Source organism: Microbacterium gorillae (assembly GCF_050990725.1).
Classification (GTDB): Bacteria; Actinomycetota; Actinomycetes; order Actinomycetales; family Microbacteriaceae; genus Microbacterium; species Microbacterium gorillae_A.
This window is the reverse complement of record NZ_CP158844.1, coordinates 3857140-3876081: the sequence shown is the minus strand read 5'-3', so window position 1 is coordinate 3876081 and position 18942 is coordinate 3857140. Positions and strand designations below refer to the sequence as shown.

19 protein-coding genes and 1 pseudogene are annotated in these 18942 nt (G+C 68.3%); 13 read left to right on the top strand and 7 right to left on the bottom strand.

Going from position 1 to position 18942, the window contains the following annotated elements:
- Positions 1-14: 14 nt before the first annotated feature.
- Together ABTV68_RS17960 and ABTV68_RS17955 are read right to left on the bottom strand one after the other, a co-directional pair.
- Positions 15-308 carry a DUF4287 domain-containing protein gene (locus tag ABTV68_RS17960; protein WP_433675040.1) on the bottom strand — a complete coding sequence of 98 codons (294 nt, stop codon included), beginning with the start codon at positions 306-308 and terminating at the stop codon, positions 15-17.
- A gap of 21 nt (positions 309-329) precedes the next feature.
- Complete coding sequence (locus ABTV68_RS17955) at positions 330-686, bottom strand: cupin domain-containing protein (RefSeq protein WP_433675039.1); 357 nt, start codon at positions 684-686, stop codon at positions 330-332.
- 81 nt (positions 687-767) lie between these two features.
- Here ABTV68_RS17955 and ABTV68_RS17950 point away from each other — a divergent pair, with 81 nt between their 5' ends.
- On the top strand, positions 768-1778 hold the full coding sequence (locus ABTV68_RS17950; protein WP_433675038.1) for a DUF5937 family protein: 1011 nt from the start codon (positions 768-770) through the stop codon (positions 1776-1778).
- Positions 1779-1782: 4 nt separating this feature from the next.
- On the opposite strand, the gene ABTV68_RS17945 is transcribed toward ABTV68_RS17950, so the two are convergent.
- A complete protein-coding gene (locus ABTV68_RS17945; protein WP_433675037.1) occupies positions 1783-2001 on the bottom strand; it encodes a hypothetical protein in 219 nt (72 codons plus the stop codon).
- Positions 2002-2109: 108 nt separating this feature from the next.
- Between ABTV68_RS17945 and ABTV68_RS17940 the strand changes: the two genes are divergently transcribed.
- Positions 2110-3633 carry an ATP-dependent DNA ligase gene (locus tag ABTV68_RS17940; protein ID WP_433675036.1) on the top strand — a complete coding sequence of 508 codons (1524 nt, stop codon included), beginning with the start codon at positions 2110-2112 and terminating at the stop codon, positions 3631-3633.
- 14 nt (positions 3634-3647) lie between these two features.
- Here the strand turns inward: ABTV68_RS17940 and ABTV68_RS17935 are convergent, their stop codons facing one another.
- On the bottom strand, positions 3648-4574 hold the full coding sequence (locus ABTV68_RS17935) for a Gfo/Idh/MocA family protein (RefSeq protein WP_433675035.1): 927 nt from the start codon (positions 4572-4574) through the stop codon (positions 3648-3650).
- Positions 4575-4746: 172 nt separating this feature from the next.
- On the opposite strand from ABTV68_RS17935, the gene ABTV68_RS17930 reads away from it, so the two are divergent.
- Positions 4747-6498: a hypothetical protein gene (locus ABTV68_RS17930; protein ID WP_433675034.1), complete on the top strand. Its 1752-nt coding sequence runs from the start codon at positions 4747-4749 to the stop codon at positions 6496-6498.
- Positions 6499-6512: 14 nt separating this feature from the next.
- On the opposite strand, the gene ABTV68_RS17925 is transcribed toward ABTV68_RS17930, so the two are convergent.
- Positions 6513-7265 (bottom strand): GntR family transcriptional regulator, encoded by a 753-nt coding sequence (locus ABTV68_RS17925; RefSeq protein ID WP_433675033.1) that lies wholly within the window; start codon positions 7263-7265, stop codon positions 6513-6515.
- A gap of 175 nt (positions 7266-7440) precedes the next feature.
- Here ABTV68_RS17925 and ABTV68_RS17920 point away from each other — a divergent pair, with 175 nt between their 5' ends.
- From ABTV68_RS17920 to ABTV68_RS17890, 7 genes and pseudogenes are all read left to right on the top strand, one after another.
- Entirely contained in the window at positions 7441-8379 is a 939-nt protein-coding gene (locus tag ABTV68_RS17920; protein WP_404921085.1) for a phosphate/phosphite/phosphonate ABC transporter substrate-binding protein, read from the top strand.
- Positions 8380-8420: 41 nt separating this feature from the next.
- Positions 8421-9254 (top strand): phosphonate ABC transporter ATP-binding protein, encoded by an 834-nt coding sequence (gene phnC, locus ABTV68_RS17915; RefSeq protein WP_433675032.1) that lies wholly within the window; start codon positions 8421-8423, stop codon positions 9252-9254.
- Positions 9251-10987 carry a PhnE/PtxC family ABC transporter permease gene (locus ABTV68_RS17910; protein ID WP_433675031.1) on the top strand — a complete coding sequence of 579 codons (1737 nt, stop codon included), beginning with the start codon at positions 9251-9253 and terminating at the stop codon, positions 10985-10987. The genes phnC and ABTV68_RS17910 overlap by 4 nt, the downstream gene beginning before the upstream one ends.
- Positions 10984-11298, top strand: a pseudogene (locus ABTV68_RS17905) (FAD-dependent oxidoreductase); the annotation flags it as partial. The gene ABTV68_RS17910 and the pseudogene ABTV68_RS17905, both read left to right, overlap by 4 nt.
- A gap of 65 nt (positions 11299-11363) precedes the next feature.
- A complete protein-coding gene (locus tag ABTV68_RS17900; RefSeq protein ID WP_433675030.1) occupies positions 11364-12098 on the top strand; it encodes an FAD-dependent oxidoreductase in 735 nt (244 codons plus the stop codon).
- 31 nt (positions 12099-12129) lie between these two features.
- Positions 12130-12816: an HAD family hydrolase gene (locus ABTV68_RS17895; RefSeq protein WP_433675029.1), complete on the top strand. Its 687-nt coding sequence runs from the start codon at positions 12130-12132 to the stop codon at positions 12814-12816.
- Between the two features lies 1 nt (position 12817).
- On the top strand, positions 12818-13969 hold the full coding sequence (locus ABTV68_RS17890; RefSeq protein ID WP_433675028.1) for a zinc-binding dehydrogenase: 1152 nt from the start codon (positions 12818-12820) through the stop codon (positions 13967-13969).
- Between the two features lie 7 nt (positions 13970-13976).
- Here the strand turns inward: ABTV68_RS17890 and ABTV68_RS17885 are convergent, their stop codons facing one another.
- Positions 13977-14822, bottom strand: coding sequence for an NAD-dependent epimerase/dehydratase family protein (locus ABTV68_RS17885; protein WP_433675027.1), 846 nt, complete (start codon positions 14820-14822; stop codon positions 13977-13979).
- A gap of 83 nt (positions 14823-14905) precedes the next feature.
- Here ABTV68_RS17885 and ABTV68_RS17880 point away from each other — a divergent pair, with 83 nt between their 5' ends.
- Positions 14906-15472 carry a hypothetical protein gene (locus ABTV68_RS17880; RefSeq protein ID WP_433675026.1) on the top strand — a complete coding sequence of 189 codons (567 nt, stop codon included), beginning with the start codon at positions 14906-14908 and terminating at the stop codon, positions 15470-15472.
- Between the two features lie 239 nt (positions 15473-15711).
- A complete protein-coding gene (locus ABTV68_RS17875; protein ID WP_433675025.1) occupies positions 15712-16212 on the top strand; it encodes a hypothetical protein in 501 nt (166 codons plus the stop codon).
- Between the two features lie 21 nt (positions 16213-16233).
- Here ABTV68_RS17875 and ABTV68_RS17870 read toward each other — a convergent pair whose 3' ends face one another.
- A complete protein-coding gene (locus ABTV68_RS17870; RefSeq protein ID WP_433675024.1) occupies positions 16234-16938 on the bottom strand; it encodes an IclR family transcriptional regulator in 705 nt (234 codons plus the stop codon).
- A gap of 123 nt (positions 16939-17061) precedes the next feature.
- Between ABTV68_RS17870 and ABTV68_RS17865 the strand changes: the two genes are divergently transcribed.
- Positions 17062-18942 (top strand): FAD-binding monooxygenase, encoded by a 1881-nt coding sequence (locus tag ABTV68_RS17865; RefSeq protein WP_433677640.1) that lies wholly within the window; start codon positions 17062-17064, stop codon positions 18940-18942.

Below are 18942 nucleotides of genomic sequence, written 5' to 3'. Positions count from 1 at the left end.
TGATGCTCCTTGGTTCAGGCGTTCGCGGGGTTGGTGGCTGCGCCGTCCAGCCAGAGCTCATCGGACGCATCGGCGTGCACGCCACCCGATCCGACGTGCTTGTCGCTGATCTTCGGGCCCTTGGTGATCACGTGCACGAGAGCCATGCCGTACCCGCGGGAGAGATCGTAATCCTCCTTGAGCCACTCGAGAATGGGCGTGGCCTTCGTGCCCGCACCGAAGCCTCGCTCGGTGGCGAGCTCGATGAACTGGCGCGGGGTGAGACCGGTCTTGGTCTCGATGTTGTCGAGATATGCCTGGAATGACATGTGTTCTTTCCTGTCTATCGGTCAGTCGAGGTTGGTCTGGATGATGACCGGCGAAGCGTGGATGCAGATGAGTCGCATCGTGTCGGTGCCGGTGTTGAGGAACTGGTGCGGGACGAAGGCCGGCGCGGTGACGGTGTCGCCGGCGGAGGCCTCGATCGTCTCGTCGCCGACGAAGAAGGTGGCGCTGCCTTCGATTACCACCCACGTCTCGGGGTAGGGGTGCCAGTGGCGTCCCGAACCCTGGCCCGGCTGATTGTCGACGTAGAAGTAGGAGACGGCGGCACCGTGGTCGCTGCCCTGGAATCGCCTGCTGTTGCCGGCACCGATGCGGATCTCTTCGGGGGAGACTCGCGATGCCGCGGTGGGCGTCTCGATCATGTGCGCTGCTCCTTGTCCGTTGCTGCTCTCACTCTTTCGCTCGCCGGACGCAGACCGTAGTGTTTCGATGTGGATCGAAACATGCCCCGCGAGGGGGTCGAGCATCCCGACCACCGGGTGGACTTCCGCCTCAGTGCGGGAGACATCGAAGCCGTCCGGTTCGGGATCTCGCCGGGACACGAAGCAGCGCACGCGGTGCGCGCGCTGCTGCGTCCCGCCCAGTTTCCGCTGCAGTGGGGCTGGCTGAAGCGCGTGCGCGATCACGTGCCGCGCGAGGCGTTCGGGTTGCTGGCCCAGGTGATCGGAGCCGACGGCTACATGCCCGACTTCCTCACGGCCGACCCGCGGTGGGACATGACTCCGCAGGCGGAGTTGGCGGCACTGCGGTCCGCGCCGCTCGCGGGGATGGTGGTGGACCTCGACAAGATGATCGTGCGTTCGGTCGGCGAGCGACAGGAGATGCTGCGACGAATGCGGGCCGATCCGGAACGGGCGCGGGAGCGCATCGCCGACGCCTGGGAGCAGGTCTGGGAGGCGGCGATCGCCCCGTTCTGGGGTCCATTGGAGCGGCTGCTGCGCGCGGACATCGCGGTGCGGTCCCGCGTCGTGGCCGTCGACGGACTGGCCGCGATGGCTTCGGGATTGCACCGAAACGTGAGGTGGAACGACGGTGCGGTGAGTGTTCGCCTGCGCCGCCACAGTGAGGATGTGGACTGTCGGGGCAGCGGGCTGGTGCTGGTGCCGTCGGTGATGTCTTCGTGGGGCTGCATGGTGATCACCGAGCCGCCGGCACAGCCGACCCTGTTCTATCCCGCGCGCGGCGTGACCGAGGGATGGGCGCGGGAGAGCGGGGACATCGCGGACTCCCTGAGCGCGCTTCTCGGTCCGGTGCGAGCGGGAATCCTGCTCCGCGCCCACGTCGCGCGCACCACGTCGCAGATCGCCGCCGATGCGGACGTCGCCGTCTCCACCGCCTCGCATCACCTGTCGGTGCTGCGGGGCGCCGGACTGCTGATCAGCACCCGCGAGGGTAACCGCATGATGCACCTGCGGACGCCGCTGGGGGAGGCGCTGGTCGGCGCCGGACTCTGAGGCGTCAGGACCGTGGGGGAGCGTCGTCGTGCGATGAGCGCAGCACGAAGCGATCGAGCACGAAGGTGATCGCGAAAGCGCCGAAGAACACGATCGCCGCGGCGATGACGGCCACACCGAGAACGTGGATTGTCAGCAGCACGGTGGCCGCGGTGAACACGGCGAGGCCAGTGGGGATGGCCAGTACCGCGGTGCTCGGCCGTTCATCCGCCTGCTTCGTCATGTCCCCTCCTGATCGCGCTCTCGATCGTACGCCTCGGGCCGTATGTCGTCGTGTTGTTGCGCACGCACCGCCCTACTCGATGTCGGACCCCGCTGCGAGAATGACCGCATGAAGCTCTCGGTGCTGGTGGATGCGGCGGCGGAGGTCGCGGCGACCTCCTCTCGACTCGCGAAGATCGATGCGCTCGCGCGTCTCCTCGGGCAGGCCGCGGGTGATGAGATCCCCATCGTCGTGGGGCTCCTGCTCGCGTCCCCGCGGCAAGGTCGGCTCGGCGTCGGATGGCGCGGGCTCTCCAGCCTTGATGTGGGCCACACCGACGAATCGACCCTCACCGTCGACGACGTCGATCAGGTCCTCGAAGCCCTCGCGCACGCATCCGGGGCCGGATCGGTGAGCAGACGCACCGACCTGCTCACGTCGCTCGCATCACGCGCAACGGCTGACGAATGGGAGTTCCTCAGCCGCACCATGCTCGGCGAGCTGCGCACCGGAGCGCTCGCCGGTGTCCTGCTTGATGCGATCGCCCGCGCGTCGGGGCGTGCGGCGGCGAGCGTGCGGCGCGCGGCGATGCTGTCCGGTGACCTCGGCGAAACCGCGGTGATCGCCCTCACCGGAACCGAGGAGGATCTCGAGGGGGTCGGCCTGCGCGTGGGGCGTCCTGTGCTGCCGATGCTTGCGGCTACGGCAGCCACGCCGAGCGCCGCGCTGGAGCTCACCGGCCGAGCCTCTGTCGAGTACAAGCTGGACGGCGCCCGCATTCAGGTCCACCGCACGGGTGACGAGGTCTCCGTCTACACGCGCAATCTCGCCGACATCACCCATCGAGTTCCGGAGATCGTGGACATTGTTCGCACGCTGCCCGCCCACGATCTCATCCTCGACGGCGAGACCCTCGCGCTCGATGAGGACGGCGGTCCGCGCCCGTTTCAGGAGACCATGTCGCGCTTCGGAGCGGACGCCGCTCGTGACCTCGCGCTGCGGCCCTGGTTCTTCGACCTGCTGCACGTGGACGGTCGCGACCTGATCGACGAGCCCCTATCCACGCGTCTGCAGGAGCTCGACAGAGTCGTGGGACCCTGGCGGATGCCGGGGAGCGTCACCGAAGATCCGGATGCCGCGGAGGACCTCTCCCGCGAGGCGCTGGCCGCCGGTCACGAGGGCGTCGTCGTCAAGGCGCTGGACTCCACGTACACCGCGGGCCGACGCGGGAAATCGTGGGTGAAGGTCAAGCCCGTCCTGACCTATGACCTTGTCGTTCTCGCGGCCGAGTGGGGGTCAGGGCGGCGGAACGGCATGCTCTCCAACCTGCACCTCGGAGCCCTGGATCCGACGGGGGAGTTCGGCGATCCGGGTGGTTTCGTCATGGTCGGCAAGACCTTCAAGGGTCTCACCGACGAGTTGTTGCGCTGGCAGACCGAGACGTTCCCCACGCTCGAGACTCACCGCACCCCGTACGCGGTGTTCCTGCAACCCGAGCTCGTCGTCGAGATCGCGATCGACGGCGTTCAGCGGTCACCCCGTTATCCCGGCGGGATCGCCCTGCGCTTCGCGCGCGTGAAGGGATACCGACCAGACAAGTCGGCCGCGGATGCCGACACGATTCAGACTCTGCGGGCGCTCCTGCGCGAGTGAGGAGGGGGACCCGCCTAGACCAGGTGAGCCTCGCTGGTGCGGACCGCGTCGAGAGCAGCCTCGGCCAGGTGTACGGCGCGGGCGCCGTCCTCGGCCGTAACCACGGGGTCAGACCCGTCGCGCGCGGCGAGCGCATCGCGCAGCTGCCGGGTATGCGGATCCTCGCCGGGGATGCCGGACACGGGGTCGGTCGAATCACCAGCAGCGCTCGGCCAGGTCAGTGTCCCGGCGGTACCGTCGATCACGAAACCCGCGTGGAAGGGCCGCGGTGTCCCGGTCCAGCCGCCCTCGATCGTGCTCGTGAGACCGTTGTCGTGCTCCAGCACCAGCCGGGCGAGATGTCGCCGTCGGACGGGATCTGAGTCTTCCGTCCCTGAGATGCGGACGATTCGCCCGAGCATCCACTCCGCGATGTCGAGGTCGTGGATGAACAGGTCCATGACGGCACCACCGGAGGCAGCGTGGTCGTGGAACCAGAGGGCGTCCGGCCCCTCCCCGATGCGGGTGAAGGCCGCCGAACGCACGGTCCCGATCGTTCCCGCTCGCAGAGCATCGCGCGCCTGCGCCCATGGCGCCATCGCGCGCACAACGTGAGCCGGATACAGCAGCACGCCGGCCTCGCGGGCTGCGGTGACCAGCGCGTCGGCCCCCGCGCCGGTGCGTGCGAGCGGCTTCTCGCAGATCACGTCGACGCCGGCGTCGACCGCGGCGATCACGTACTCCGGGTGCGTGAGGGTGGGTGAGGTGACGTCGAGTACCTGCACCCTGGCGAGGAGCTCCGCGAACGAGGACGCCGTTCGGGTGCCGTGCGCTGCGGCGAACTCCGCGGCGGAGCGGGGCGACCAGACGACCGGCTCCACCCCGAGTTCCCGCCACGATGCGAGATGCCGTACCGCCATACTGCCCGTGCCGACGATGCCGACCTCGATGTCCGACGTCATGTTCCGCCTCCGCACTGATCACACGCTCGTGATGACATGATCCCGGATCGCCTGTCCTGTGCCCAATATTCCACGCGTCGCACGCTGACGTTATGCACAGGCTCGTCACGAGGTTGTTCGCATTTCCTGCGTCGCGGCTGCGCGCGCCGGACTTCCCCGCGAGGATAGCCGTATGTCCACGAGCAAGAAGCGCCGCCGCACACCGTCCGCCGCGATGCCAACCTCCCTTGCGCTGAACGTCGCGCGGCGGGGTTTCGAGCGCTGGCTCGCCTCGAGCGACGACGTCATCGCCGACGCTGGACGCGCGACGCTGCTGAGTGTGGAACTGTTCCGGCTCACTGAGCGCGCGCAGATCAGTCTGTTGGAACCGGACACGATCGACGACGCGATCAGCCTTCTCCTTGACGCGGACGAGCACGGCGACGAGCTTCTGGACATCCTGCACGACTACCTGCATTTCCGAGTGGAGACGGCAACCGATCACGCAACGTTCGTGGCGTGGGAGGCTGCCCACACGCACTACGAGAACACGGTGGAGGAGCTCGATCCGGGAGTTCCCCCGGCGGTCCAGGAGGCGATGGATGCGGACGCGCTGTTGGATCCGGACGTCCGCCGGGACGCTGTGTCGCGGATCGTTCCCGTCGCTCAGGTGGCGTCGCTGCTGGAGTGGATCGGCACGGGACGAACGGTGACCACGACGGGATCGCTGCGCCGGGTCGACATCCGGCCGGTGGCCGCACTCCTGGGCGTCTCGGCGGTCGGCGGTGCCCGCAGTGGTGTTGATGCCACCGGCGCACGCGTCGTACAGACGATGTGGGATGTCCCCGAGTTAGGAGCGTGGTGGGAAACGCTGCTCATGTGCCGCCTCATCGAGGTGGCCGGAACGCGGCTTCGGCCGGGAACGGCAGCGCTCGAATGGGAACAGCCCGGCGCGGAGGCGGCGGAGGCGGCCGAAGCCGTGGCGATGTTCTTCATCGTGAACCTGCTCAACGCCAAGGGCCCGACCGCAGCCTACGCCGCTGTGTGGGCGGGAGTGCGGGCGCTGGACCCGTCGGCACCTGTGCCGGCACCGTCCGGTGAGGTCGAACGGCTTATGGCCGAATTCGCGCGCGAGGACATCGCGAAACTGGCGCGATGGAACATCGTGACCACCGACAACGCCGGGCGGGTGACTGTTCCGATGGCGTTGCGCGGGGTGTTCGCGCGAGCGTTGACCTTCACGATGGCAGTCGCAGATCGGAACGCGAGCCTTCTCGACGACGAACCGCACGCGGATAACTTCTCCGACGGCATCCCTCCGCTGCGGGGCCGTCCTGGAGGGCCCGATGTCGTCCATGTGCCCGGCATGGCGGCGGACATGTTGGCGAAACTCGCCCCTCTCCTCGCCGAGGACGGCGTCGATGTCGACAACATCGCGGACATCGACGCGTTCCAGGACGCGCTGACTCGCGCCACGGAGCGCTACAACCTCGAACTGCAGACACCGATCGGCGCTCAGCGCGAGAGTGCATTGCAGACGCTGCGGACCTTCACGATCGACACTCATGAGGGATTCGACGCCGACACGTGGACCCTGGCCGAGGCCATTCCGCCCGAGAGTGAGTCCGACGCGGCCACTGTGGCGCAGGTGATCGGCACGGGGGCTGGACTGCTGGATTCCTGGGGCATCACACCGCCGTTTCTGCTCACCATCGCACGGGTGCCCGCGCCGATCTGGGCAGAGTCCAGCCGTCGTGCGGTACGAGACGTGCTGCGGCGAGCCGCCGATCGCGGCGTCTTCGACGCGACGGGCGAGCTGATCGTGCAGTACGGCGGGGAGGTGACGCTGCACGCCGTCCTGGTGGCGGTCGCCACCACCGTGATCTCCTTCGCCGCTGCCGAGAACATCGAGGTGACCGACGCCGTCACCCGCTATATCCGCTGAACCACCGCCCCGAGTCAGAGAGCGCGCAGAGGACGGACGTAGGCGTCGCCGGTGCGGGAGCGCCCCGAAGCGGACACCGTGAAGCGGATCACATCCGGCAGGTAGCGATCATCGCTCGCCTCGAAGATGCGGCCGTCGGCGTCGTGACTGATGCGTCGCAGACGCAGGATGGGGGAGCCGATCGGCACCTGGAGGAGCTCGGCATCCACCTCATCGGCGGCCACCGCGTCGATCTCATGGTCGATGGAGTACGACGGATGGCCGCGCTGCTCGAGGTACTCCGTGATGGAGACGGTGTCGAGGTCCACGTCGAACAGAACCCGACCGACATCCTCGAGGAACGTCAGACGCTCGAGCATGGCAGGGCGGCCGTCCAAGTGACGCAGCCGCAGAACGTCGACGATCGGGGCGCCGGCGTCGACGCCCAGCAGCGCCGCCTTCTCGGCACCCGCCCGGCGCAGCGAGACCTCCTGTGTATCCGCCCCTGGCACGGCGCCGATGCCCTCGGCCCAGCGCGTGAACGGGATCGACACGTCGACCGCCTGATTCGGTTTGCGTGAGGTGACGCGCGCCGGACGGCCCCGACCGGTCTCGATCAGCCCCTCCTGCCGCAGCGTCAGCAGGGCATTGCGGATGGGGCCGCGGGAGGTGTTCCACTGCTGGGCGAGCTCCGCTTCGGTGGGCACATCCGCGCCGGGCGCGAGCAGGCCGGAGAGGATGCGCTCGCGCAGCTCATCCGCGATCTGCTTGTACACCACTTCGGCCATGCCGCCATCCTATGAGCCGCCCCGCCCTCTCACCCGTCCCGGGTTGTGCTCGCGGGCGTCGTTCACCCGATCGACAGTTAGGTGAACAAGTCGGGAACTGTTCCAAGATAGGTATACATGTGGCGATCGAGCGTGCCAGTCTGTCCGAGGTTCCATCCGTCACCGAAAGGCAATCATGAACCTCCGTGCAACCAAGGCGCCCCTTCTCCTCGCGGGCGCCACGCTGCTCGCTCTCGGCCTCGCCGCCTGCTCCGGCGACGCCTCGGCCTCACCGGCCACCGACGGCGCAGCCACCTCCGCAGAGGGTGGCTACGCGATCGACGCCAACACCCTCGTCTTCGGCGTCGTTCCTGACTCCGCCGCCACCCAGACCAACTACCAGCCCCTCATGGACTACATCGCCCAGGAGACCGGTAAGAAGGTGGAGTACCACGAGTCCACTGACTACGCCGCCCTCATCGAGGCCGCGATCGCCGGCAAGGTCGATGTTGCCTCCTTCTCCGGCTTCACCTACGTGACCGCCACGAACAACGGCGCCAAGCTCACGCCGATCTCCTCCATCGTCACCAAGGAGGGCCAGGAGCCCGGCTACTACTCCGAGGCCATCGTTCCGAAGGGCTCGGACATCAAGACGATCGCCGACATGAAGGGCCACAAGGTCTGCTTCGTGGACCCGTCCTCCACCTCCGGCTACCTCTTCCCCTCCTACAACCTGCTGAACGCGGGCGTGGACCCGGAGAAGGACATCACGCCGGTGTTCGCGGGCAAGCACGACGTCTCCGTCGCGAAGGTCGGCGAGGGCAAGGAGTGCGAGGCGGGCTTCGCCGAGGACAGCGAGGTCGCCAAGAGCGACAAGGTCGAGTCGATCGACCAGACCATGGTGCCCGGCGCTCCGCTGGTGTACTCGACGACGCTGCCGAAGGAGACCTCCGACAAGCTCGTCGAGATCCTCTCCGACGTCACGATCGACCAGATCATCGACGCCGGCATCACGAGCGCCGACACCGAGGGATTCCGCAGCGTGTTCTACGAGACCAAGCCGGTCGACGACGCGTATTACGACCTGATCCGCGACATCTGCAAGAAGACCAACGCGACCCAGTGCCAGGCCTGATCCGACACCACCGGATCCGCACGAATCACGAGAGATAGAGCATGAGCGACGCGGCGACCTCCCCCTTGATCGAGGCCACGAACCTGACTCGCGTCTACGGCGCCACCACGGCGCTGGATGACGTGAGCCTCACGATCGACCGCGGCGAGATCGTCGTGCTGCTCGGTCTCTCCGGGTCCGGCAAATCCACCCTCCTCCGGCACCTGAACGGCCTCGAGACCCCCACGTCCGGGTCCGTCCAGGTGCTGGGGGAGGAGGTGCCCTCCCTCTCCGGTCGCAAGCTGCGCTCCCTGCGCTCGCGGGTGGGCTTCATCTTCCAGCAGTTCGAACTGGTGCCCTCCCTCAGCGTGCTGGAGAACGTGCTCACCGGCTCGCTCAGCACCGTGCGCGGACCGCGCCTCGGGCTCTTCTCGTACTCCCGTGCCGCGAAGCTCGCGGCTCTCGGCCACCTCGATCGTGTGGGACTGCTCGATCGGGCCTACCAGCGTGCCGACACCCTGTCCGGCGGGCAGCAGCAGCGCGTCGCCATCGCCCGCGCGCTGATGCAGAACCCCGAGGTGCTGCTGGCCGACGAGCCGGTCGCCTCGCTCGACCCGGAATCCAGCGAGCAGGTCATGGGGCTCATCCGACAGATCGCCGCGGACGACGGACTCACCGTCCTCTGCACCCTGCATCAGGTGGACCTCGCGATCTCGTGGGCCGATCGCATCGTCGGCCTCCGCCACGGCCGGCTGGTGCTCGACCTCCCCAACGAGGGCCTCACCAAGGCTCAGGTCATGGAGATCTACGGCCGCGTCGCCACCACCACCGCCGAGCTCGCCGCGGTTCAGACCGAACTCCTCGGCGGCGAGCTCGCGTCGGAGTCCGTCGCGTGAGCACCACCACCGCGCCCGCGTCGGTGCGCCCGAGCACCACGGCCAGCGTCGCCGACCGCGCCCCGAAACGACCGATCAGCCCCGAGCGCATCTCGGCCGCCATCACGCTCGTGGTGATCGCCGGTCTGGCCGTCGTCTCCCTGGCCGAGGTGAACATCTCGATTCCCGGCATGCTGGCGAGCTGGTCGAACGCGGAGCACTTCTTCACCCGCGTCGGATCGCTCTCCTTCCCTGAGTTCGGCGACCTGCTCGGACAGATCGCTCTCACCCTCGGTCTCGTGCTCTCGGGAACACTGCTCGCGGCCGTCATCTCCGTTCCCGTCGCCTACCTCGCGGCGGCCAACACCACGCCGTCCGCAGCCTGGCGCGGCATCGCCCGCTTCATCGGCGTGTTCACCCGTGCTCTGCCGGACGTGGTGCTCGCGATGGTGTTCGTCCTGATGTTCTCTCTCGGCGCACTGCCCGGCATCCTCGCCATCGGCATCCACTCCGTCGGCATGATCTCCAAGATGTTCGCCGACGCGATCGAGCAGATCGACGAAGGGCCGCGCACCGCGATCCGCGCGGCCGGCGGGACGAAGCTGCAGCAGTTCTCCGCGGGCATCCTGCCGCAGGTGCTGCCCAGCTGGATCGCCACGGTGCTGCACCGCAACGACATCAATCTGCGCGGATCGGTCGTTCTCGGCTACGTGGGTGTGGCGGGCCTCGGTCTGGAGATGTCCTACGCCTTCAAGTCGCTCAACTACGGGCTGGGTCTCGGCATCGCCCTGGTGATCTTCGTGCTCTGCGTGGTGATGGAGATCGTCTCCTCCTCCGTTCGCGCCGCGATGCTCGGTCGCGCTGCGACCCAGCGCACGTGGGCTGATCGGGTCGTCGCGCGCTTCCGTCGTGGCACTCCGGTTTCGCCGTCCGTCGCCAGCGCGCCCGCCTGGGCGGCCAGCCCTACCACTGCGCTGCGCCGCCCGTGGACCGCTGTTCGCGTGCGCAACGTGGCGGCGGGGTGGATCGCGGTGGCGCTCATCATCGCGGGCGTGTGGGTGTGCCAGATCACGTGGAGCGACTTCCTCACCGTGTGGGCGCGCATCCCCGAGGTGGCCGTGCAGTTCTGGCCACCCAACTTCGGTGCGTACGGCTTCGACACGATGCTGGAGGCGATGCGCCAGACCATCGCCATCGCGCTCGCGGCCACGCTGTTGACGTTGATCCCGTCCGTGATCCTGGGTTCCCTCGCGGCCCGCAATGTCGCCCCGAACTCCGCAACCCGTGGTGTCGCCCGTTTCCTGATGGTCGGCATCCGCGGCATCCCGGAGCTGATCCTCGCCATCGTGCTCATCGTCATCACCGGGCTCGGCATGCAGGCCGGCACCATCGCGCTCGCGGTGGGCGGCATCGGACTGCTCGGTAAGCTCCTCGCCGACTCGTTCGAGGAGGTCCGTCGCGGTCCCGAGCTGGCGCTGGTGGCCACGGGCGCCACGCGCCTCCAGGTCTACGTCGGCGCGACGGTGCCGCAGGGCACGCGCGCCATCATCGGGCACGTCTTCTACCTGCTCGACACCAATGTGCGCGCGGCCACGATCCTCGGTGTGGTCGGCGGCGGTGGCGTCGGCTACTACCTGCTCAACGCGAGCCAGGGTTCGAACTACGGGATGGTCACCGCGATCGTCCTCATGATCCTGATCACGGTGCTGGCCATCGAAGGAATCTCGATGTGGATGCGGAAGGTGTTCCGATGAACCGCTCTTACGACGTCGCCGTTGTCGGCGCCGGAATCGTGGGCCTCGGAGCCGCGTATGCCGCGGTGCGCCGTGGTCAGCGGGTGATCGTGATTGATCGCTCCGCCGAGCCGAACGGCGCGACGATCCGCAACTTCGGACACCTGTGCATCGGCGCGCAGACCGGTCAGGCCCGACGCTACGGCGACAAGGCCCGGGACATCTGGCTGACGCTTGCCCGCGAGGCGGGATTCTGGCTGCGCGAGTCGGGAACGCTCGTGGTGGCCCGACACGAGGACGAACTGGCGCTGCTGTCAGCGGCGGCAGAGGCGGGCGGCATCGACATCCTGTCGGCGCGTGAGACCGAGGAGCGCATTCCCGTCGCGCGGGCACCGCGGTGGGCGGTGCCCACATCCGCACGGATCTACAGACGGACCCCCGCACGGCGGCCGCGGCGATTCGCCGCTACCTGGCGGATCGGGGCGTGGAGTTTCTGCTGCGCACCTCCGTCGGATCGGTGTCGGAGGGCCGCGTCACGACGTCACGCGGCATCATCGACGCCGGACTCGTGGTCGTCGCGGTGAACCATGACATCGATCAGCTGCTGCCCGAGCTTGCGGAGGCGGCGGGTGTCCAGCGCTGCGGCCTGGACATGCTCCGCACCCGCATCGAGCTCCGGGCGCCGCTGGATGCGCCGCTGCTCACCGGCTGGTCACTCACCCGCTATGGGCGATTCGCCGCCCTTCCCCAGGTCGTCGCGGTGCGCGAACGTCTGCACACCGAGCGTCCCGACCTGGCTGCGCTCGACCTCAACCAGATGTACACGCAGCTGCCCGACGGCACCCTCATCGTTGGCGACACCCACGTGCGAGCAGGTAGCATCGCGCCGTTCCAGCCGGAGAGCGCCGCCGACCTTCTGGTCTCCGAAGCCGAGGCGTTGTTCGGTGCGCCGCTCCGTGTGATCGAGCGCTGGCAGGGCGTGTACGCCAGCGCTCCCGAGGACTTCCTCGTCGACACCACTGTTCCCGGCCTTGCCGTGCTCACCGCGACCACCGGCATCGGCATGACCACCGGTCTCGGTCTCGCGGAGACCGCTCTTGCCCCTCTGCTTCCCGCCCCGGCCACGGCCTGACGGCACTCACCCCCGCTGCGAAGAAGGAAACATGACAAGCACCCCCATCGAACTGATCGTCCTCGACATGGCGGGCACCACGGTGCGCGACGATGGCGTCGTCGAGCGCGCGTTCCAGCGCGCCGCGGAGAGCACCGGCGTCGCGGCCGACCTGGACTGGGACGCCGCGCTCCAGTACGTCCGCGACACGATGGGGCAGTCGAAGATCGACGTCTTCACTCACCTGGCCGGTGGCGACCGCGTGAAGGCCGAGGAGGCGACGGCGGCGTTCGAGGCAGCGTACGCCGACCTCATCGCCACCGAAGGCGCCGAGGCGATTCCCGGTGCTGAGGACCTGTTCCGCGCGCAGCGTGCCGCGGGGCGCAGTGTCATCCTGACCACCGGTTTCGCGCCTGTCACGCGAGACGCCATCATCGACGCGCTGGGGTGGCGGGAGCTGATCGACGGCGCGCTGTCTCCCGTCGACGCCGGGCGCGGCCGTCCGTACCCTGATCTGGTGCTCACCGCCGCACTGCGTGCACGGGTCTCGTCGATGTCCGCTGTCGCGGTGATCGGAGACACCGCCAGCGACATCGGCTCGGGCACGTCCGCGCGGGCGGGGCTCGTGATCGGCGTCACCAGCGGTGCTCACGATGCGGCCGTGCTGGCGGGCGCCGGTGCTGATGCAGTGCTCGGCTCGGTCGCCGAGATCCGCGACGTCCCCGCGCTGGCGGTCTGACGTGGCGGCATCCGTGCCCGCCGCTGCCGTGCTCGCGCCGGCATCGCCCATGACCGACGTCCGGCTGGCCCCAGCCGCGCTGGCGAAGGTGTGGATCGGGGAGGGTCGCCCCCACGAGACCATCGCCGTGCCCGGCGTGGTGCTCGCCGCGGGCGAGGTGCTCGTCCAGGTGGAGCTGGCCACCGTCTGCGGCTCGGACGTGCACACGGTCGCCGGCCATCGCGCCGCCCCGATGCCGCTGGTCCTCGGTCACGAGTACGTCGGACGAATCACCGCCCTGGGCGCTGAGGGCGCCCGCACCATCGACGGCAGTCGCCTCAACGTCGGTGACCGTGTCACCTGGTCGATCTTCGCCGCCTGCCGTTCATGCGACCGGTGTCGCCGCGGGATGCCGCAGAAGTGCCGCGCGCTGCGGAAATACGGACACGAGCGTGTCGAGGCGCACTGGGAGCTGACCGGTGGGTTCGCCACGCACGTCCACCTGCGCGCGGGCACCGCGATCGTTCGGGTGGCGGAGGAGCTTCCGGGTTCGGTGCTGGCTCCGGCCGCCTGCGGCACGGCGACCGCGTGGGCGGCGGTGGCGGCGCTCGACGACGTCGTAGACCTTGACGGCGCCGTGCTGCTGATCAGCGGTGCCGGACTCATCGGTCTGACCGCCACGGCGATCGCGACCGAGCGTGGTGCGCGGGTGGTCGTGAGCGACCCCGATCCCCGTCGTCGCGAGCAGGCGCTCCGCTTCGGTGCCGCCGCGGTGCATGCGCCCGGGGAAGATCTGTCGGACGTGATCGCCGGATTCTGCGAGAGCGAGGTGCATGCCGTGCTGGAGGCTTCCGGCGCCCGCGCGGCCGTGCTCGCGGCGTTCGACGCTGTGGCCGTGGGCGGTGCGATCGCCCTGGTCGGCAGCGTCTTCCCGACCGAAGCCGTGCCGTTGGATCCGGAGCGCATCGTGCGCACGTGCCTGACTATGCGCGGCGTCCACAATTACGCACCGCGCGACCTGGTCGATGCGATTGCTTTTCTGCGTGGCGCGGCGGGGCGCTATCCGTTCGAAGAACTGGTCGGCGCGGTGCTACCCCTGTCTGAAATCGACGATGCGATCGCGCTCGCCCGCAGCGGCGAGCATGTCCGCGTCGGCATCGATCCGCGGCGCTGAGCGGGCGTCAGACCTCGTCGCGCCAGGAATGTCGGGGCTCGTAGCCGAGCATGCGGCGCGCCTTGTCGATGGACAGCAGCGTCGTGTTCTCGCCGATCTCACCGTGCACCGGGACGTCGGGGAAGACAGCCTCGAGCAGTGCGGAGTTCGGCGTTGACATCACGGTGTCCGCCGCCGCGATGATGTAGGCGTTCAGGCCCGGGATCGCGGCTTCGAGTGCGCGTTCCACCGCCTGAGCACCGTCGCGGGCGTCGATGTAGCCCCACAGATTCCACTTGCGCAGGAGCGGATCCGCGTCGAAGGACGGGAAGCGCGCGTAGTCCTCCGGAACCATGACGTTGGAGAAGCGCAGTGCCGAGATCGAGACAGCCGGGTTCCAGCGGGTCAGCTGGACCGCCAACTGCTCCTCGAGGTGTTTGGAGAGCGAGTAGGTGGATTCGGGACGCGCCGGGTATTCCTCGTCCACCGGCACGTAGGGCGGCGGCACATCGAACGGCAGTCCCAGCACCGTCTCGCTCGACGCCGTGACGATACGGGTGATGCCGAGTCGCACCGCCGCCCACAGCACGTTGAACGTCGCCGTGATGTTGTTGTGGAACGTGGCCACGTCGGCGCGGATCCCCGGTGCCGGAATCGCGCCGAGGTGCACCACCGCGTCGAATCCGTCGTGGGTGTCACCGACGGCCGTGAGCGCGTCGATCACCTGACCGTAGTCGGTGAGATCCACCTGCACGAAGTCGGGTGCCCGCATTCCGACCACGTCGAGCCCGATGACGGTGTGTCCGTTCGCTCGGAGCTCACGAGCGACAACGGTTCCGAGCTTGCCGGAGGCCCCGGTGAGTGCGATGCGCATAGCTCCACCGTAGGCCCTTCACGGGGCCGTCGGCGGTGTGGACAGTGGCAGCGGAAATCTGCGGGCGCGTCTAGTTTCGAGGGATGCCGACCCAACGACCCTCCCTTGTTCTGGGCATCCTCGCGTGTGCGATGCTGGCGCTTGCCGGGTGCGACGGGCGTGGCGCACCGGATTCCACGCCGCCCGTGCTGACGCCGACGTACCACCCGATGCCGTCGCCGTCCGACATCGCCGACGCCGACATTGTGGATGCCACGGGTGCGTTGACTGCGTATTGGAATGCCGGTGACAATCTTGATTGGACCGATGCGTCGTCATTCGACAGCTTCTACGCGTTGAGTACGGGCGAGCAGAATCGCGAGGACCGTGAGCTGTATGGGGAGCTTCTCGCCGCGGGCTGGCGCGTCGAGGGGACATCACAGCTCCACATTCTTGGTGTCGGCGACCTGCCAGAGACCTCGGGTGAGGTGCGGCTGTCAGTCTGCGTCGACATCTCTGGGCTGAGATTCTTCGACAGCTCAGGTGTTGAGCAGGTCCGTCGCAATAGCGTCAACGTTCCAGCGCGAACTGTTGTACTGACTCGAATCGACGAAGCTGCGGGGTGGCTTGTCGCGGACATCCTCCCTCGCGAGACGGGCGAGCCATGCTGAGCGTTCCTGCCCTTGTAACAGCAGCGATACTCGCGCTGATCCCTTCTCAGCAGCTTGTCGCGGCCCAGCCTTACGACGGCTGCGGAAGAATTTTCACCTGCGAGATCGACAACGGTGGAGACGGCGTCGATGTCGGAGGTGGTGGCTGGGAGCCGGCCCCAGCCGATCCATCGGACCCGACCGCCGGAACCGAGCCGGACAACGAACCCGAACCCGAACCTTCGGCACCCTCGTGCACGGTGGACGGTTTCCGCGATACGGCGTGCGTGGTCGTCGTGCTGCCCGACTACCCCGACACGATCTACAACTCCGACCTCATCCGCTTCACCCCGCACGCCCCCAGTGCGAACACCCCGAATGAGGGCATCACCCTCGTGGCGTCTCCGGCATCGGTAGCCGTGGCAGCGGATGCGCACAGCCTGACCGGAACGCTGCTGAGCTTCCCCGTGACCGTGACGTTCACCCCGGTTCGCGTGGGGATCGATTTCGGCGATGGCGGCATCGCATCACACCCGGGTGGCAGCGCCGTCTTCGACCACACCTACCCGGCCCGCGGCACATACGGCACGACGCTTGTCGCCGAATACACCGCGACCGTCACGTTCTCCGACGCCATCGCTCGTCCCGTGATCGGCACCATCACGTCCCGAAGTCCCGGACCCGACATCCGCGTCCTCGCTGCCCGCACCGCTCTCACCCACGACACCTGTATCACCTCGCCCCACGCTCCCGGCTGCTGACCGTCACGGGCCGGCACCGTGTCAGCGGTCGCCGAGGGCGTCACGCACCGCGGCGACGCCGCGGTGCAGCCGCGCGACGATGGCGGACACGTCTTCGCGGTCGCCGATGTGAACCACCGCGATCGCCGCGGGGCGCTGACCGCGCACCTGGAGCGGCACGGCGAGGGCGCGAACCGTCGGGATCACCTCGTCGCGGCTGGTGGCCCAGCCGCGCGCGCGGGATTCGTCCACCTCCGCGATGAGCTCCGGCGTCGGCGGAAACGGCCACTGCTGCACCGGGAGCTCCGTCAGGATCGCCTTCCCGGGAGCGCCGAGCCATACCGGATGGCTCCCGCCCGGGTGCTGCACCATGGTGGCGACCGACCGATGTGGCTCCACGCTGGCCAGGGTGACGCACTGGTCGCGGTCGAGCACGGCCAGGAAGCAGGTCATGCCCAGCTCGTTCGCTGTTGCGGTGAGCTCAGGAAGGGCGGCTGCCTGCAGGTCCCGCGACACGGCCGCGGCCAGGGACGCCAGTCGAGGCGCCAGGGAGACGAGGCCGGCGGGATCGCGGGAGACCAGGGCGTGCTCCTCCAGCGTTCGAAGCAGCCGATACACGATCGAGCGGTGCAGCTGCAGCGCCCCGGCAAGCTCGTCGATGGTCATGGCACTCGACGCGTCGGCCAGCACCTCGAGGATGCGGATCCCGCGACTGAGCGTCTGCGACGGGGGAGCGGAGGCGGTCATGTCTGTCTCCTCTTGCGGCCAGGGTCGCGCGGCCCTATCCTTGCCGCGTTCATTATGAGAATTGCAGATTCGAATATCGAACACAAGCAGGCAATCGACACTGCTGTCGAAGGGATCGTGACGATGCAGTTCCACCACCACGGGTATATCTCCGGAGATCCGCGGGTTCGGCCCGCGGCGGGCACGGGAGTCGACCGCCCCACCGAGCTTCCCGATGAGATCGACGTCCTGATCGTCGGCTCGGGCCCCGCGGGCATGCTCCTCGCCGCCCAGATGACCGAGTATCCCACCGCGACCACGCGCATCATCGAGCGTCGTCCCGGCCGGCTCGTGATCGGTCAGGCCGACGGGATCCAGGCACGCAGCAACGAGACGTTCCAGGCGTTCGGTTTCGCGGAGGCGATCATCGCCGAGGCGTTCCAGCTCACCGCCATGAACTTCTGGACCCCCGATCCGGAGCATCCCGAGAACATCATCCGCACTGCGCGGGAGGCGGACGATCCCCACGGCATCAGCGAGTTCCCGCACATGATCGTGAACCAGGCGCGTGTGCTCGACTACTTCGCCGCGTACGCCAAGAACGGCCCGGCGCGCATCGAGCCGGACTACGGCTGGGAATTCCTGGACCTCGAGATGGGGGAGGGCGAATACCCCGTCACCGTGCACCTGCGTGGTACGGCGGGTGCGCAGGAGGGCACCACCCGTACGGTGCGGGCGAAGTACGTCGTGGGAGCCGATGGGGCTCGGTCCCGGGTACGTGACGCCATCGGTCAGAAGCCCGTGGGGGACCAGGCCTTCCACGCCTGGGGTGTGATGGACGTGCTGGCCAACACAGACTTCCCCGATATCCGCACGAAGTGCGCGATCACATCCATTCACGGCAGCATCCTGCACATCCCGCGCGAGGGCGGGTACCTGTTCCGCAGCTACGTCGATCTGGGCGAGGTTTCGCATACCGACAACCGCGCCGTTCGCGAGACCAGCATCGAGCAGATCATCGCGAAGGCGAATGAGATCCTGCACCCCTACTCGCTGGACGTGAAGAACGTGGCGTGGCACAGCGTGTACGAGGTGGGTCACCGCGTCACGCCGAAGTTCGACGATGTGCCGGAGGAGCTCACCGGCACGCGCACGCCGCGGGTGTTCATCCTGGGCGACGCCTGCCACACGCACTCCGCGAAGGCGGGTCAGGGCATGAACGTATCGATGCAGGACGGCTTCAACCTGGGATGGAAGCTGGGTCAGGTGCTGGAGGGCCGCAGCGACGCCGCCCTGCTGGACACCTACTCGGATGAGCGCCAGGTGATCGCGCAGAATCTCATCGACTTCGATCGCGAGTGGTCGGCGATGATGGCGCGCAAGCCCGAGGAGTTCTCCAGCCCCCAGGAGTTGGCCGACTTCTACACGACGACGGCGGAGTTCCCCGCGGGGTTCCGCACGCAGTACATGACCTCGCCGATCACGGGCGATCAGGCGCACCAGGAGCTCGCGACCGGATTCCCGGTGGGCAAGCGCTTCAAGTCGGCGCGGGCGGTCCGCGTCGCGGATGCGAACCCGGTGCATCTCGGCCACCATGCGCGCGCCGATGGCCGGTGGCGTATCTACGTCTTCGCGGATGCCGGTGACGCACCCGCGACGACAGATCTCGCGGAGTGGCTCGCCGGATCCGCGGAGTCGCCGGTGGTGCGCTTCACGCCCTCGGGCGCTGACGTGGACGCGGTGTTCGACGTGAAGGTGATCTACCAGCAGCCGTACACGGCCGTGGACATCGCGCGAGTGCCCGCGATCTTCCTGCCGCAGTCCGGGCCGTTCCAGCTCACCGACTATGAGAAGGTGTACGCCGTGGACCCGGAGCGCGGTGACATCTTCGACGAGCGAGGCGTCTCGCGTGCGGGCGCGATCGTGGTGGTCCGTCCGGATCAGTACGTCGCCCAGGTGCTGCCGCTCACCGCGCGCGAGGAGCTCACCTCCTTCTTCGCGGGGAACATGCTGCCCCAGCGCTGA

Coding starts and splice junctions, on each gene's coding strand:
- ABTV68_RS17960 (WP_433675040.1), bottom strand. CDS start 308: ATGTCATTCCAGGCATATCTCGACAACATCGAGACCAAGACCGGTCTC.
- ABTV68_RS17955 (WP_433675039.1), bottom strand. CDS start 686: ATGATCGAGACGCCCACCGCGGCATCGCGAGTCTCCCCCGAAGAGATC.
- ABTV68_RS17950 (WP_433675038.1), top strand. CDS start 768: ATGCCCCGCGAGGGGGTCGAGCATCCCGACCACCGGGTGGACTTCCGC.
- ABTV68_RS17945 (WP_433675037.1), bottom strand. CDS start 2,001: ATGACGAAGCAGGCGGATGAACGGCCGAGCACCGCGGTACTGGCCATC.
- ABTV68_RS17940 (WP_433675036.1), top strand. CDS start 2,110: ATGAAGCTCTCGGTGCTGGTGGATGCGGCGGCGGAGGTCGCGGCGACC.
- ABTV68_RS17935 (WP_433675035.1), bottom strand. CDS start 4,574: ATGACGTCGGACATCGAGGTCGGCATCGTCGGCACGGGCAGTATGGCG.
- ABTV68_RS17930 (WP_433675034.1), top strand. CDS start 4,747: ATGTCCACGAGCAAGAAGCGCCGCCGCACACCGTCCGCCGCGATGCCA.
- ABTV68_RS17925 (WP_433675033.1), bottom strand. CDS start 7,265: ATGGCCGAAGTGGTGTACAAGCAGATCGCGGATGAGCTGCGCGAGCGC.
- ABTV68_RS17920 (WP_404921085.1), top strand. CDS start 7,441: ATGAACCTCCGTGCAACCAAGGCGCCCCTTCTCCTCGCGGGCGCCACG.
- phnC (WP_433675032.1), top strand. CDS start 8,421: ATGAGCGACGCGGCGACCTCCCCCTTGATCGAGGCCACGAACCTGACT.
- ABTV68_RS17895 (WP_433675029.1), top strand. CDS start 12,130: ATGACAAGCACCCCCATCGAACTGATCGTCCTCGACATGGCGGGCACC.
- ABTV68_RS17885 (WP_433675027.1), bottom strand. CDS start 14,822: ATGCGCATCGCACTCACCGGGGCCTCCGGCAAGCTCGGAACCGTTGTC.
- ABTV68_RS17880 (WP_433675026.1), top strand. CDS start 14,906: ATGCCGACCCAACGACCCTCCCTTGTTCTGGGCATCCTCGCGTGTGCG.
- ABTV68_RS17870 (WP_433675024.1), bottom strand. CDS start 16,938: ATGACCGCCTCCGCTCCCCCGTCGCAGACGCTCAGTCGCGGGATCCGC.
- ABTV68_RS17865 (WP_433677640.1), top strand. CDS start 17,062: ATGCAGTTCCACCACCACGGGTATATCTCCGGAGATCCGCGGGTTCGG.